The organism is Paenibacillus sp. FSL R5-0519, assembly GCF_037974275.1.
In the GTDB taxonomy this organism is placed as follows: domain Bacteria; phylum Bacillota; class Bacilli; order Paenibacillales; family Paenibacillaceae; genus Paenibacillus.
Genome location: NZ_CP150234.1, coordinates 2,741,298 through 2,754,612, shown reverse-complemented (window position 1 = coordinate 2,754,612; position 13,315 = coordinate 2,741,298). Strand labels below are relative to the sequence as shown.

Below are 13,315 nucleotides of genomic sequence, written 5' to 3'. Positions count from 1 at the left end.
TCCTAAGGTCTGGATGGTGAGGACTGCGGCGATTTGGAGCCACGCACTTTGTGAACAATATATGTGATGATCCCAAGAATTACGACAAGTCCTACACTTGCCAGCAGACCCGTTCTGCTGGCTTTTTCCATCGCTGTTCCGGCCACAGCAGCCACAATGAATACCATGGCAATCCATACTTTGATGCGATTCCATTTCACAGGCTTCAATTTCTTGATGTATGTGATGCAGATAAGTAGCCATGTATACATCAAGACCAGACTACCTGCTGTCGTCACATATTCAAAAAGACTTTTGGGCATCCATAATGCCATCAACGTAGACAGGAGCAATCCGGCCGCTGTGCAACACAATGCCTGAAGTGGCATGTCCTTTTTCCCCCAGGTCTTCGTGAACAGCTTAGGTGCATCTCCATCTTCTGCGAGTTTCACCAACATGGACGTAATGGCATATAGCGAAGCCACCATTGTCGAGAATCCGGCAATAATCAGAATTCCGTTGAGAATGTGAACAACTACGGTTAACTCAATGGTTGACATGGCTTTGACCAGAGGACTTTCATCCGGGGTCAATTGAGCAGAAGGCACAATAAATAGGATCAATGCAATGGTAATCACATAGAGTGTACTCACCGATAATAGCATTACTCGGCCTGATTTCACTGCATCTTTTGGTTCTTTCAGGTTGGCTGCCATCAAGCCCATGACCTCGATCCCGGCAAAAGCAAAGAATGCATAGATGAAACCAGTCCATACCCCTTTACCTCCATGAGGGAACCATTCATTCTTTAATTGTTCGGGCGTCACTTTTACAGGTAACCACCCCAGACAAGCTGCTCCTGCTATAGCTATAAATGCAACCGTTGCAGCAAGTTTGATTACAGCAAGGATATTCTCCGTTTTGGTTAATCCCTTCGCTCCCAGTGCAGCAATGAACAGACCTATAGCGGCATAGATCGCAACAAATGCCCACAGCGGAATCTTGGGAAACCAGAATTGAGAGAATAGCCCAAGTGCGGTCAATGAGCTGCCCATGATGAGCATTTCAGAAAACCAATACATCCATCCACTACCAAAACCAGCCCAACGTCCGAATGCTTCGCCCGCATAGGTTCGAAAAGCACCTTCCTTTGGATCATCTGCGGTCATCTGTGCCAGCGCACCAAATACAAAGTAAGTCCCTGCCGCCGCCAGCACCAATAATATGAGTACAGATATGCCAGCCCAATGAATCGCGAGACTGGTTCCTAGAAAAAATCCCGTTCCCAGTGTGCAACCCGCGCCAAATAAAGACAGGCTTACCCAACTTAGTTTTTCGTCGTCGTTTTTACGGTGTTGCTGACTTTTCATGAAGCTCCTCCTTCAACCTGTTCCCCTTACGATTTACAGGTCATGGAGGTTTTATGTCCGTATTGCCAAAAGAATTATAATTAGTTTACATAATAATTAATATGTATTTAAAGATGTATTGACTTGTAATTATTTGTTGTCTCAGTTATATGAAGAACTTGTTATTTATCAATTCAAAAAAAGAAAAACCTTCCACGTGTAAATATTGTGAGAGGTTTTCCATTGGGTATATCTAATCAAACTCGCTTCAATCCTTATTTTTGTGTTGCTTCGTACAAGCGATGTAAAATGGTTGCTGCTTCAGCACGTGTCACAAAATCTTTCGGACGAAGGTATCCGTTATTCGCAGTAATAATGTCCATATTAGTCAGTGTGTAAAACGCTTCTGCCTTAAAATCTTGAGAATCACCATCATAATAGTATTCTCCTTCATCCTGATCAATGTAAATCACCGGATAGTTAACCGAGAAATTATCATAGTAACTTGCAGGACGAACTTTAATATCCTTATAGTTTGAAGCTGCAGAAACTACATCTTCAATTTCAGGGTGAAGGGTCTGATCAGTGAAATTAGTTCTAATAGAAGAGATCATCATAATGTCCCAGCGAGTTAAAGGTTTATCAGGTTTAATAGAGAATTTATAGTCTGGGTATTGCCCCTCTAAACTTTCAAAAAAACTCCACACGTAATCCCCATTAATTATAGCTGCAAAATCTTTGTTTGCCCAATGTTTACGTACATCTACAAACTCTGAAGATTTTCCATCTGAATAATTAATTTCTGGGAAAAGCTTATGAAACATATGTACAAACTCTGCTTTGGTTATCGTCTTTCCTGGCTTGAAACTTCCATCCTTATAACCGGTAATAACGCCTTTTTCGACCATCAAATCAATAGATTCAGCAGCCCATTCATATTTTTTGCCCTGCAAATCATTAAATGTATTTGCTGCATAAGAGGATTGGGCAAAAAACAATGGTACAACAATCAATGGCATTATTAGCCACTTCTTTTTTAACATTAATGTTCACTCCCCTGTCTTATCTAGATTAATCTACTCATATTTATATCGGCCTTTAAAGAGGCCGTTATTAGAGTAAGATAAGATTATTCCTGTCTTCCATCGCACCTTGTATATTCACTTAAAAATAGTCATTGACTTCTAACGCTTGGAGCGGTTCTCCTTTTAAACATGTTGGAGCGTTAACGAAACTTTATGTGATATGGTAACTAAGGTGAAAAAACGATCTTTCTATTGTGAATTTTTCATATGTTGAAATATTATAATAAAGTTGTTGTTTCATTCGTATCGAACGCAGACTTGATATTTTTCGTTTGATCTCAACAACTACAGCTTTTTTGAAAAATTTAGTCGTTTATCAAACGAAAGGTTCCCATCCCGTTCTGATCTAGACATGATTGCCTGAAGTTTTCGCAGCCTCTGTTCCGAATCTATTGTGAATTTTTCATATGTTGAAAATGTTTAATGTATGGTATAAAAAAAGCCGCCATAATGGCGACTCCCTAAAATATATGCATTTTATTAAGTCCGGCCAGTCCAATCCGCTCCGGCGATTTCTTTCCATCGTGCTCTAATCTCATCATATAATTCTTGGGGTAGTGGCCCTTTAGCCACAAGGTCGGCATTTTGCTGCCAGCGATTGGGCTTGGCTGTTCCTACAATAGCCGTATCTACGCCTTCAGTACTTAGCGTAAATCGCAGTGCTGTTTCTACCGTTGCCTGAGCATCTTCACCTAAAAAACCATAGTTAAGTTCACTTAAGCGCTTCCAGTATATGAATGGATAAGCCTCTTCCGAGAGTGTTTCATACGTCCATGCCGCATTGGCAATAGGTCTTTTGGCGATTACCCCCATGTTTCTTTTTCTTGCCTCAGGTAAGGTAAGTTCAATGGCTTCCTGATCTGCTATATTTAATGAAGTCTCCAGACTATCAAATACTCCGGTCTGAATCGCATATAGCGCATCTGTTGTATCTCCACTATATCCGATAAACCTGGTCTTGCCTGCTTCCTTCGCACGTTGCAGTACTTCGATTACTGCTCCTTGTCGAAGTACTTCTTCAGAACAGCTATGCAAATGGATAACATCCACATAGTCCGTTTTCAACCGCTTCAGACTACGATCAATCGTCTGCTCCAGTACTTTGGCATCCCAATCCGGACCATCAATCCCGGCAGCATGTCCACATTTGGTGAACAAATAGTAGTCATCGCGCCGATGAGACAACACCTCACCGATTAACTCCTCGCTGTCACCATAACATTCAGCCGTATCAATCACGTTTAATCCCGCATCCAAGGCACTATTCAGCATTTTTTCAACATCACCTCTGGATGAATCCCGGATCTCCGACCCACCGAATCCAAGTGTGCTTACTTTCATACCTGTGTTTCCGTAATTACGCGTTTCCATCGTTATCTTCCTCCAAGTTCAGTGAATTGGGTACAGATAAATAGAAATACAGATTAATATCCCTTATGTTATTACCCAAGTGTTGGTTATGCCACCCACTTTTTCAGACTGCTACCAACTGTACTCATCTAGAATCCGTAGATAGACATGCCACCGTCAACCAATAACGTCTGACCTGTGATGTATCCCGCTGCATCCGATGCTAGGAATACGACCGGTCCTACTACTTCTTCCAGTTCACCCACTCGCTGTAGCGGTGTGCGGCTCACAATTTCCTGTAAATACTGTGGATCATCCAGCAGTTTTTCGGTCAGCGGTGTTCGGAAATACCATGGTCCCACTGAATTGACACGGATGCCATATTTCCCCCATTCCAATGCGAGAACTTTGGTCATATGAATCAATGCAGCTTTGGTCGCACCATATACGACCCCTGTTCGAAGAGCTGTGTGGCCGCCTACCGAAGAGATATTGATGATCTTCCCACCCTCGCGCTCCTTCATATGCTGACCCGCCAATTGCGAAGCAAAGAAAGCGGATTTTAAGTTTGTCTGCATGATGGTTTCCCACTGCTCGTCCGTAACTTCAAGTGCTGGTGTCCGTATGTTCATACCTGCGTTATTCACCAGAATGTCCAGACTCCCCATCTCCGAGATCGCCTCTTGAAACGTCTCTTCCATTTGTTCTCTTGAAGTCACGTCTGCAGTTAGAGCAAGCGCTTTACGCCCTGTCTGTTCATAAATGTAAGCGGCTGTCTCCTCAATTTCTTTCATTGTTCGGGATACAAGTACAACGTCACTGCCTGACTGGGCAAGTCCAATGGCAATTGCTTTTCCGATCCCTCTCCCTGCACCTGTCACCAGTGCTGTCTGTCCATCGAGATGGAATGTGGGTACGTTCATGTCACTCACTCCTTCATCAGATATTCTATATAAGTTGAACAAAAGATTATTTTCACTGACACTACGCTGACAGAATAACCTTCCAATCGCTGTTATCCCCAGATTTTTTTGATTCCCTTTCCGAAGGGGATAATCCGGGGATAAAGGCGAACGCTTCGCTTTTTCAGGTTTTTTCTGTCCTCTCCGTTATCGTGTAAATGATCAGTTCAACTTATATAGCAATCATGCAAATACTTTATATGTAATTAAACCCCCATGGGGATCAGGTTACAAAATACTGGCTTGGATTGCCCAGCTCCGGATGGAACTTCTCTCGAAAACGGCCTCCCGTATAATCTCCTATAATTTTTCGCCAGAACGCCTGCGCAATGACATTGTTACGAACCTGGGTCACTTTCCATCTCCCTGGGAATCGTTTGAACAGCTCATATGCTGCCCGAGTGCCCACGCCACTGCGCCGATATTTTTGCATCACAAAAAACTCAGTCAAATAGTAGTCATTATCCTTGCTTCCAGGTTCCAATCTCTCCACCAGAGCAAACCCTGCAGGTGCCCCATCACTTGTAATCAAAAAAGGAAACTTGCGGTCTTCTTCTGTCCAGAATGCCTCTAGACCGGGATATTCAGGAAAAATACCATTATTGTCCACATCAATATTCAGATATTTGGTAAAATCATATAGATAAAATTGCATTAAATGCCGAATCACCTGACTGCGTTCCCGGGGAACCAGCTCTATTTTCATATTCATCCGGTTCACCTCCTCTGTTCTACGTATACTGATTACTTTAAAGGTTTACGCGCCGAAGGGCAAGGAAGCATCCCATACTTAGACCTACTTTGGTGAACAAGCTGTGAGCATGTAAATTATGGTACACTAGAGAATAGAATACGATTAGATTGAATATTAATTTTATATGTTTTTTCACATGGAGGTGTCGAACTTGACCAACGTGCAAAAAGAGATTGATCGACGCAAGCTGGATGATAAACTACCTTCCATGCCTTGGTTCGTTCAGCAATTCATGGACTACAAGCTACCTGACCTGTCCCCCTCTACCCTGCTAGAATATCTGAGAGATTATGAAGCTTTCTTCGGTTGGTTGCGAGCAGAAGGGCTGTCCGAAGCAAGTTCTAATAAAGAAGTAACGTTGAATGAACTGGAAGTCCTGCGCATGGATTCGGTTACCGCCTATCGGTTATTTCTCACAACCAAACGGGAAGGAACCAATTCCAGAATTACCGTCTCTCGCAAACTCTCTTCCCTTCGCTCTCTTTTTCATTACCTGAGCCAGATTGCGGAAGATGAAGACTTCTACCCTTTGCTGAAGCGGAACATTATGGCCAAAATCGAGATCAAACGAACCCATAAACCCAAAGACACCGCTGCCAAACTCAAAGGTAAAATTCTGGAAGAAGAGGAACTGCTGGAATTTATCGGATATATCCTTGAAGGTTATGCTGTCGATATGGAGAAGAACAAGCAGGCATTATATTCCCATGAGCTCAATAAAGAACGGGATGCCTGCATTGCCAGCCTGATTCTCAATTCAGGTTTACGGGTATCGGAAGTTGTGAACCTGAACGTCGATGACCTCGATCTGAACAACAAACTCCTGTATGTATATCGCAAAGGTAATAATGATGAGACGTACAAAACACCCGTTTATTTCAGGGAACAGGCCAAGGACGAACTCGCGAACTATATGAACTTGCGGCAATCACGTTATCGTACGCCCAAGCGGGAGAAAGGTCTGTTCATTGCTTTGCGTAACGGAGATTCAGAAGGAAGCCGAATGACCAAAAGGGCGATTCAGGCCATGATCATGAAATATGCCAAACGTTTTGGCAAACCCTACTTGACCGTGCACAAATTGCGACACTCATTCGCCACCGACTATTATTTGCAAAATGATATCTACAAAACCAAGGAGCAGCTTGGACATGCTTCCACGGAAACAACCGAGATCTATGCTCACCTTACTGACAAAACGATGTTCGAAGCCATCGAACGTCGTACGGACGACGGGATGTAACATCTTAAACAACATAAAGCAGCAAAGCGCTTCAAGGATGAGGATCCGAGAAAGGCCTGCTGCTTTTTTGATGAATTCTTTTGCTAATATAGATGTATCTTGATTAGAAGTGACCTAATAAACAATTTTAGTTTACATAATAAATATTGCGTTATAACATTTCTCCTACCTTACCCAAGTAACTACTCATTCGCTCTTGACCCTCTCTAACAACGATTGGGCTATCACCTGCGTTTCTTGAATGGAGTACCAAGTCATATCTCTGCTTACGATGCTCCGCTCCATAAACTTCTCTGAAGATAACCATGAGATTATACCCACTACCCCTTCAAGTTGATCAACTAGGGTTAGGTCTTTCTCTTCACGAACCATCACGAATTTGGGATAAGATGTATCCTTGAATCCTTCGATCACAATCCAATCATATCCGGACAGATGACTTAACATATCCTTCAACCTGGTTGCTTTTCTTTCCATAATTGCAGTACGTTTCTCTGACATGACAACCACGGCCGCGGCCCCTGCCTCCCCAAATTGATATGAATCCGTTCCTTGTTGATCCATCTCAAAATGATCGTGTCCATCATGCTTAATCGCCGCTACCTTAAGTCCCATGGAAGAAAAGTGCCCGATCAATGCGGCTGCCAGGGTTGTTTTGCCCGTATTTTTGTATCCGACAATCTGTATAATATGTGGTTTTGTATTACTCATTGTCGTCATCGATCAACTACCTCACATGACCTGTGGGCAGTTTGAGAATACGTACCTGCTCACCCGCAGGAATACCTTTTTTCTCAGGTGGAACAACAATCAGGCAATCACTGTCCTTAATGGTGATCATCACACTGGACTCATCTACACGGGAAGCAGCCGGTATCGCATACACCATTCCGTTACGGATCTCTGTACGTCCACGTACGAACCGTGTAAAATTGTTCACTTTCGTGTATTCTTCTTCCAAAATTGCAGTCCATTCTTCCAAATAAGGATGAGCATCCGCCTGCATGGAACGAATGGTTGGACGAACAAACAGATTAAAACCTACAAAACAAGCCCCCGGGTTACCCGAAAGTGCAAAAAGTAATTTATCTTTATATACAGCAGCTGTGGTTACACTTCCTGGTCGCATCGTCACTTTGTTAAACAACATCTCCACATGTTCTTCCAGCACAAGTTCGCCCATAATATCATAGTCCCCGACAGATACACCACCTGTGGTCACTACGATATCATTATCTTGAATGGCTTCTTCCAGTTTGGCTCTTGCCGTATTCACATCGTCCGCAATTGAACCATACATCACAGGCTCTCCACCGGCTTCAACGACCAGAGAGCGCAGCATGTAACTGTTACTGTTGCGAATCCGACCTGGTTGTAATGGCTCATCCACATCGAGCAACTCCGTACCTGTTGCGAATATAGCCACCTTTGGACGTTGGAAGACGGGAACTTCTGCTATGCCAAAAGTAGCTAACACGGACTGCTCTCCTGCTCTGATGATCGTGCCTGCTTCAAGCAATTGCTGTCCCTCTTGGACTTCCAGTCCGATTGGTGTGATGTTAGCACCCGACAATATGTGCCGCTTCAATGCAATCCACTGTTCTCCGTTCTCTATCTTGCTCTCCGTCATCTCCATCATGACTACCGCATCTGCACCTTCCGGAACCTGTGCCCCCGTCATGATGCGAGCCGTCGTACCTGAAACAATGGTGTGGTCCGAGGTGTAACCGCAAGGAATTTCATCAATAACACGAAACCAAACTTGATGATCACTCGATGCATCTATGGTATCTGTACTTATAATCGCGAATCCATCCATACCCGATCTCCGGAAGAATGGATACGGATGCGGTGCCTGAATCGTCTCTGCAAGTGTACGGCCATGGGCAGATTCAAGGTGAACTTTCTCTATGGAGCCTGAATTTACGTGTGCTGCTACTTTGGCTTGAGCATCCGGGACCTGTACAGCTGTACGGTTGAACTTGGCAGTTGTCATATCATGTGAATGTGAGTTCAGTTTCAAAAGTATTCTTACCTCCTAGAGACATATCATCTTTTAAGAAAGTGTAGCCCGAATGCTGTAAGATAACAAGCACATCAGTTAATTGAATTCCTGTGACAAAATCTTATTTTCATACAGGAAGTAACATTCGTCGACCTTATATTTAACATGAAAGGACTCTTGTCTGCCCATAATATAATTTACAAAAGGAGGTAATCAACATGGATGGCCAATGTGAATTGTGCGGAAGAGAACCTGTGGACACGACCGTTCATCATCTGACACCCAAAGAAATGGGAGGAACCTTTCTGCCTACGGCCAACTTGTGCATCCCTTGTCACAAACAGATCCATTCGCTATATACCAATCGTGATATTGTAACGCTTGGTCTTACGGATCTGCAGTCCTTGAGACAGGATGAACGAATGGTTCCATTTATCCGCTGGATTCGCAAACAACCTGCTTCAACCATTCCCCGTGTACGTATATCCAACCATGTTCGCAAATCGTAAACCAAAAAGAACAGCTCCAAGGTAAATGTTCCGGCAGAGATAAATCCGCCTTACCTTTTCACTGTTCTTATGAATTGGACTATTTGAGGGTTGGTTACCACGCTTAGGATTAGATTATTATCTACGCCTCATAATGCGGCCGCCGCCCACTCTAGTTTTCGGTTTTTTGTAGGATTTTTTGGGTGAATCAAACAACCCGCCCAGACCACCACTGCTTTTGTTGCGATCAATGGTTCCCTTGCTCTGATCCTTGTTGCGGTTGAATAATCCTCCGCCAGATCCCACACTTGAATCTTTATCACTTCCGCGCCTTGTAATCGTACCTTTCCGATCGACAGTAATAGGTGGTGCAAGCTTCTTGTCATTACTTGTCGGCGCACGGTAAGATCCTGCACTCGGTTTATACGTATCTTTATTGGTATATCCCCGATAGTTGCCATAACCTCGCCCGCCAAACGAATCAAAAAGATTACCAATTAATGTAGCGGTCAGGTAGCCTTGTAGAAAAGATGAATCGTAGTTCTGTCGAACATATTCTTTGGAGTCCACCTCAACCAAGGTATCCTCCGGCTTGTTCGGGTCTTGTTGCAGGTGATAATACTCGTCCTGATATACGAGGAACATACGCTCTGTGTTCTCTGCCGAGATCTGATCCGGTTGCCTTTGGTCAGACAATTCCTGAGCCACATCCGGAACGGTGCGGTCCGAAGCCCGGTACACATAAGACGTTGAGTTACCACTGCCGTTAACCGATTCAAGCGGGTATGTGTCCTGAACAGAAGGTGCTCCGCACGCGGACAACAGAGACATCACAAGGCTGAGGACCAGCATTAATTTTAATCCATGTGCCAAGCGTTTTTTCATTGGAACCTCTCCTAGCTCGAACGAATCACTTTGATATCCGCAGGAAGAATGGACTCACCCTCATACAGTGTAAATCTTCTGTCTTGCCACTCCACGCGAAGAAGCATATTATCATCGGACTGATACTGCCATACCAATTGTTCCCCAGCCTGGCCATACGGTGTTCTGCCTGCTGTTGACACCATTCCTCCATACTCTTCCTCCAGATGATATGCGCGTCCATCCAGATCCAGCAATGTAGGTACTTCATCAGGTGCATCAAGCCTGCCATCAATGGGTGTATATAGGGCGTAACGTGTGAGTTCCCGTTCTTCGATATGCAAATATCGAAATGCGGTACCATCCTGCAGCGTGAGCACAACTGCATTTCGAGCGCGATTTTGTACCCGACCAACGACTTCATAAGTGACGAGAGAAACCTCACAGATATCACCAGGTGCAAGCTGAAGCATGGTTTTCTCTGCCTGCGGTGGTTCAGGTTTCGTTAGTATTCCTTTAATTCGTTTCCATACACTCATGAGAATTACTCCTGTTCCTTATCTTATAAACAAGCTGCAATAATCAGTGCGCCCACGATATGTAAAGCGCCAGAGAACAACCCGTATCCTGTCTTACCTTGCTGAATTCCTGTATCCAGATCGAGATTGGCCCATCTGCGAATCATAAAGTGAACGACACTCTCCAGAATCAATAAGATGATAAAGGATACCACGGACACCAACAACGCTTCTCCAAGATGACCAGCCGTAGAAATGGACGTAGCAAGTACATAGCCTTGTGCAAATAATTTCATCACCATACGAGTGGTAACCGCCATGTTGCCAGCCTTAACTTCAGCAAAATCCTTATATTTCGTGAACAGTGAATCGACATACATCAAGACAAACAGCAAAACCGAACCAGATACCGTCCAGACCAGCATCGCCAAAATGTTCAAATCCATTTACACAGCCCCCACATCTCAACATGAACCGCATTTAAAAGCGAAGGAGAAACATTCTTCTCCTCCGCTGGTTAACCCTGCTGACAACCAAGGTATTAATTCTTATTATCGTACTGTTTCATCAATGCTGCGAGTTCATCTTCAACAGCCTGATCTTTACCCAACTTCTCGAACTCTTCATCAAGCGATTTGCCTTTGGAAGACATCTCGTTGCTTGCTTCTGCCTGTGCTTCCATCTGCATCATTTTCTCTTCCATGCGCTTCATACCGGCACTTGCAGTATCGGAGCCAAATCCATTCAACGCTTTGTTGATTTCCGTTTGTGCTTTTGCTGCATTGTAGCGGGCTACCAGTGTTTCCCGTTTGTTCTTCATTTGAGTCAGTTGCTTACGCATCTCGTCCAGCTTGCCACGCAGGTTATCTGCTGAAGCCTTGTTTTGATCATAGCTGGTTTTGTACTCAGTCATCTTCTCTTCGGCTGCTTTTTTCTCTTCCAAAGCCCTGCGGGCCAGATCCAAGTTTTGAGCACGTGCTGCCGTATGCGCCTGCTCTTCACGTTTTTTCACTAGAGCTTCCTGCTCTTCGAATAGCTGCTTGAATTTCTTCTCAATGGCGATCTGTTGCGCTACTGCTTTCTCCGCATCTTCCAGATCCTCTTGCATGTCACGGATATATTGGTCCGTCATCTTGATTGGGTCTTCTGCCTTGTCAATAATCGCGTTGATGTTAGACATGGTTAGATCACGTAAACGTTTGAAAATGGACATTATGTTATTCCTCCTAGTCGATATTACATCGTATATAAACATACATACGTAACAATCTACAACTCGTTTCAATTTTAGCAAATAAAATTAAAACATGCGATTGCTCTTTATATTAGCAAGATCGTTTATCCTTGCTCAGATGATCCTCCATCAGCCTCTCTGCAGTCTGCACGATTTCGTCGATCTGCATCCGTGTAATGGAATCAAAATGGATACCCATGATTACCGTAACAGTTACTTTCAACTGTAGGGCCGCCTTTCGGGCTAGGCGCTCACACAGCTCTTGTTCCTTATGACCGGGAATATGTACCGTCGTTCCGCTAACGCGTTCATGATCTACATAAAACGTGGCTACCGCGCCAATATGCGCCTTTCCTCCGGTAACGAGAAAAACCTTATCCTCGCCTGCTTCAATGACCTGTAAACGTATGGATTTCAAATCATATGTACTCATATCCTATCCACCTATCCTTTTCTATATGTTATATATGGAGGAATTATGGCCGTGATGGGATAAATCGACAATGAAACTTCTAACACTACGCATATTTTATGGAGACCCCGGGCATACCAAGAAGAACGTCATTTTGGAAAAGGAGGCTGTTATTATGCGCGTACGCCTCATTATGCTGATGGTTATCGTTATTTTTCTTGGAGGATATCATGCTCCGGTTTCATCGCGGGATTCTTCAAGCCCGTCAAGTGAATCGGTATCAGGTTCGGATGCCGGGGAAGAAGAACAACTGACATTAGGACAGTTACGTCAGAAATATGCCGATACGTTCAAAACCAATGGCCCTTCAACAAAGAAGGTTGCACTGACTTTTGATGATGTACCTGATCCACGCTTTACTCCACAGGTACTCGATGTATTGAAGAAATACAACGTCAGAGCTACATTCTTCATCGTGGGTAGTCGTGCTGAGAAACATCCCGATCTGGTGAAACGCATAGTTAAGGAAGGGCATATGGTTGGTAATCACAGTTACAATCATCCGGAATTCAGTAAACTGTCGATGAATGCCTTTCGCAAACAGATCTTACATACCGGGGATATTATTCGACGCCTGGCGGGATATACGCCGAAGATGATTCGGCCGCCTTATGGAGACATTAATGAGGAACAGCTGCGTTGGGCTGCAAGACAACACTATAGCATTGTGAACTGGAACGTCGACTCACTCGATTGGAAAGGCCTTTCTAAGGAACAGGTGAAAGATAACATCCTGTCTGCTGTAAAACCTGGCTCCATCGTTCTGCAACATGCAGGAGGCGGTGTAGGATCAAACCTGAATGGCACGATTGAGGCTTTGCCAGAAATTATTGAGGAACTGCGTACCCGGGGGTATGAACTGGTCACCTTGGACGAAATGCTGGGGTTGCCAAAGGCCAAAGATTAGGATGCCCGAGACAGAAAATAAGTGAGTATATTAAAAGGGTGCTGTTCAATCGCAAGTTAGCGACTGGCAGACACCCTGTTTGAATTATTTTAGATGTAATTTACT

15 protein-coding genes are annotated in these 13,315 nt (G+C 44.0%); 3 read left to right on the top strand and 12 right to left on the bottom strand.

What is annotated here, in order from left to right; translation table 11 throughout:
• Positions 1 to 2: 2 nt before the first annotated feature.
• The 5 genes from MKY73_RS12700 to MKY73_RS12680 all read right to left on the bottom strand — a co-directional run bounded on the left by MKY73_RS12700 (position 3) and on the right by MKY73_RS12680 (position 5,437).
• Positions 3 to 1,349: an amino acid permease gene (locus MKY73_RS12700; protein WP_339307834.1), complete on the bottom strand. Its 1,347-nt coding sequence runs from the start codon at positions 1,347 to 1,349 to the stop codon at positions 3 to 5.
• A 254-nt stretch (positions 1,350 to 1,603) separates the two neighbouring features.
• Positions 1,604 to 2,371, bottom strand: a complete 768-nt coding sequence (locus MKY73_RS12695; RefSeq protein ID WP_339307832.1) for an S-layer homology domain-containing protein — start codon at positions 2,369 to 2,371, stop codon at positions 1,604 to 1,606.
• Positions 2,372 to 2,893: 522 nt separating this feature from the next.
• The gene (locus MKY73_RS12690) at positions 2,894 to 3,784 is read right to left on the bottom strand and encodes an aldo/keto reductase (RefSeq protein WP_339307831.1); all 891 of its coding nucleotides are present in this window, start codon (positions 3,782 to 3,784) and stop codon (positions 2,894 to 2,896) included.
• Between the two features lie 128 nt (positions 3,785 to 3,912).
• A complete protein-coding gene (locus tag MKY73_RS12685) occupies positions 3,913 to 4,686 on the bottom strand; it encodes a glucose 1-dehydrogenase (RefSeq protein WP_253437089.1) in 774 nt (257 codons plus the stop codon).
• 262 nt (positions 4,687 to 4,948) lie between these two features.
• Positions 4,949 to 5,437, bottom strand: a complete 489-nt coding sequence (locus MKY73_RS12680) for a GNAT family N-acetyltransferase (protein WP_339307829.1) — start codon at positions 5,435 to 5,437, stop codon at positions 4,949 to 4,951.
• A gap of 193 nt (positions 5,438 to 5,630) precedes the next feature.
• Here MKY73_RS12680 and xerS point away from each other — a divergent pair, with 193 nt between their 5' ends.
• On the top strand, positions 5,631 to 6,722 hold the full coding sequence (xerS, locus tag MKY73_RS12675) for a tyrosine recombinase XerS (protein ID WP_339307828.1): 1,092 nt from the start codon (positions 5,631 to 5,633) through the stop codon (positions 6,720 to 6,722).
• A 186-nt stretch (positions 6,723 to 6,908) separates the two neighbouring features.
• Here xerS and mobB read toward each other — a convergent pair whose 3' ends face one another.
• On the bottom strand, positions 6,909 to 7,442 hold the full coding sequence (mobB, locus tag MKY73_RS12670; protein WP_339307826.1) for a molybdopterin-guanine dinucleotide biosynthesis protein B: 534 nt from the start codon (positions 7,440 to 7,442) through the stop codon (positions 6,909 to 6,911).
• A 7-nt stretch (positions 7,443 to 7,449) separates the two neighbouring features.
• Positions 7,450 to 8,718, bottom strand: a complete 1,269-nt coding sequence (gene glp / locus MKY73_RS12665; protein WP_339308571.1) for a gephyrin-like molybdotransferase Glp — start codon at positions 8,716 to 8,718, stop codon at positions 7,450 to 7,452.
• Positions 8,719 to 8,945: 227 nt separating this feature from the next.
• On the opposite strand from glp, the gene MKY73_RS12660 reads away from it, so the two are divergent.
• Entirely contained in the window at positions 8,946 to 9,236 is a 291-nt protein-coding gene (locus tag MKY73_RS12660) for an HNH endonuclease (protein WP_339307825.1), read from the top strand.
• A gap of 117 nt (positions 9,237 to 9,353) precedes the next feature.
• Here the strand turns inward: MKY73_RS12660 and MKY73_RS12655 are convergent, their stop codons facing one another.
• From MKY73_RS12655 to MKY73_RS12635, 5 genes are all read right to left on the bottom strand, one after another.
• Positions 9,354 to 10,100 carry a DUF4247 domain-containing protein gene (locus MKY73_RS12655; protein WP_339307823.1) on the bottom strand — a complete coding sequence of 249 codons (747 nt, stop codon included), beginning with the start codon at positions 10,098 to 10,100 and terminating at the stop codon, positions 9,354 to 9,356.
• A gap of 11 nt (positions 10,101 to 10,111) precedes the next feature.
• The gene (locus MKY73_RS12650) at positions 10,112 to 10,618 is read right to left on the bottom strand and encodes a DUF4178 domain-containing protein (protein ID WP_076317633.1); all 507 of its coding nucleotides are present in this window, start codon (positions 10,616 to 10,618) and stop codon (positions 10,112 to 10,114) included.
• A 23-nt stretch (positions 10,619 to 10,641) separates the two neighbouring features.
• Positions 10,642 to 11,043 (bottom strand): DUF350 domain-containing protein, encoded by a 402-nt coding sequence (locus MKY73_RS12645; protein WP_017688100.1) that lies wholly within the window; start codon positions 11,041 to 11,043, stop codon positions 10,642 to 10,644.
• 95 nt (positions 11,044 to 11,138) lie between these two features.
• Positions 11,139 to 11,810 carry a PspA/IM30 family protein gene (locus tag MKY73_RS12640; RefSeq protein ID WP_124115240.1) on the bottom strand — a complete coding sequence of 224 codons (672 nt, stop codon included), beginning with the start codon at positions 11,808 to 11,810 and terminating at the stop codon, positions 11,139 to 11,141.
• 112 nt (positions 11,811 to 11,922) lie between these two features.
• Entirely contained in the window at positions 11,923 to 12,264 is a 342-nt protein-coding gene (locus MKY73_RS12635) for a hypothetical protein (RefSeq protein WP_339307821.1), read from the bottom strand.
• 154 nt (positions 12,265 to 12,418) lie between these two features.
• Between MKY73_RS12635 and MKY73_RS12630 the strand changes: the two genes are divergently transcribed.
• Positions 12,419 to 13,210, top strand: a complete 792-nt coding sequence (locus MKY73_RS12630) for a polysaccharide deacetylase family protein (protein WP_339307819.1) — start codon at positions 12,419 to 12,421, stop codon at positions 13,208 to 13,210.
• The last annotated feature ends 105 nt before the right edge of the window (positions 13,211 to 13,315 follow it).

Coding starts and splice junctions, on each gene's coding strand:
- MKY73_RS12700 (WP_339307834.1), bottom strand. CDS start 1,349: ATGAAAAGTCAGCAACACCGTAAAAACGACGACGAAAAACTAAGTTGG.
- MKY73_RS12695 (WP_339307832.1), bottom strand. CDS start 2,371: ATGTTAAAAAAGAAGTGGCTAATAATGCCATTGATTGTTGTACCATTG.
- MKY73_RS12690 (WP_339307831.1), bottom strand. CDS start 3,784: ATGGAAACGCGTAATTACGGAAACACAGGTATGAAAGTAAGCACACTT.
- MKY73_RS12685 (WP_253437089.1), bottom strand. CDS start 4,686: ATGAACGTACCCACATTCCATCTCGATGGACAGACAGCACTGGTGACA.
- MKY73_RS12680 (WP_339307829.1), bottom strand. CDS start 5,437: ATGAATATGAAAATAGAGCTGGTTCCCCGGGAACGCAGTCAGGTGATT.
- mobB (WP_339307826.1), bottom strand. CDS start 7,442: ATGACGACAATGAGTAATACAAAACCACATATTATACAGATTGTCGGA.
- glp (WP_339308571.1), bottom strand. CDS start 8,718: ATGACAACTGCCAAGTTCAACCGTACAGCTGTACAGGTCCCGGATGCT.
- MKY73_RS12660 (WP_339307825.1), top strand. CDS start 8,946: ATGGATGGCCAATGTGAATTGTGCGGAAGAGAACCTGTGGACACGACC.
- MKY73_RS12655 (WP_339307823.1), bottom strand. CDS start 10,100: ATGAAAAAACGCTTGGCACATGGATTAAAATTAATGCTGGTCCTCAGC.
- MKY73_RS12650 (WP_076317633.1), bottom strand. CDS start 10,618: ATGAGTGTATGGAAACGAATTAAAGGAATACTAACGAAACCTGAACCA.
- MKY73_RS12645 (WP_017688100.1), bottom strand. CDS start 11,043: ATGGATTTGAACATTTTGGCGATGCTGGTCTGGACGGTATCTGGTTCG.
- MKY73_RS12640 (WP_124115240.1), bottom strand. CDS start 11,810: ATGTCCATTTTCAAACGTTTACGTGATCTAACCATGTCTAACATCAAC.
- MKY73_RS12635 (WP_339307821.1), bottom strand. CDS start 12,264: ATGAGTACATATGATTTGAAATCCATACGTTTACAGGTCATTGAAGCA.
- MKY73_RS12630 (WP_339307819.1), top strand. CDS start 12,419: ATGCGCGTACGCCTCATTATGCTGATGGTTATCGTTATTTTTCTTGGA.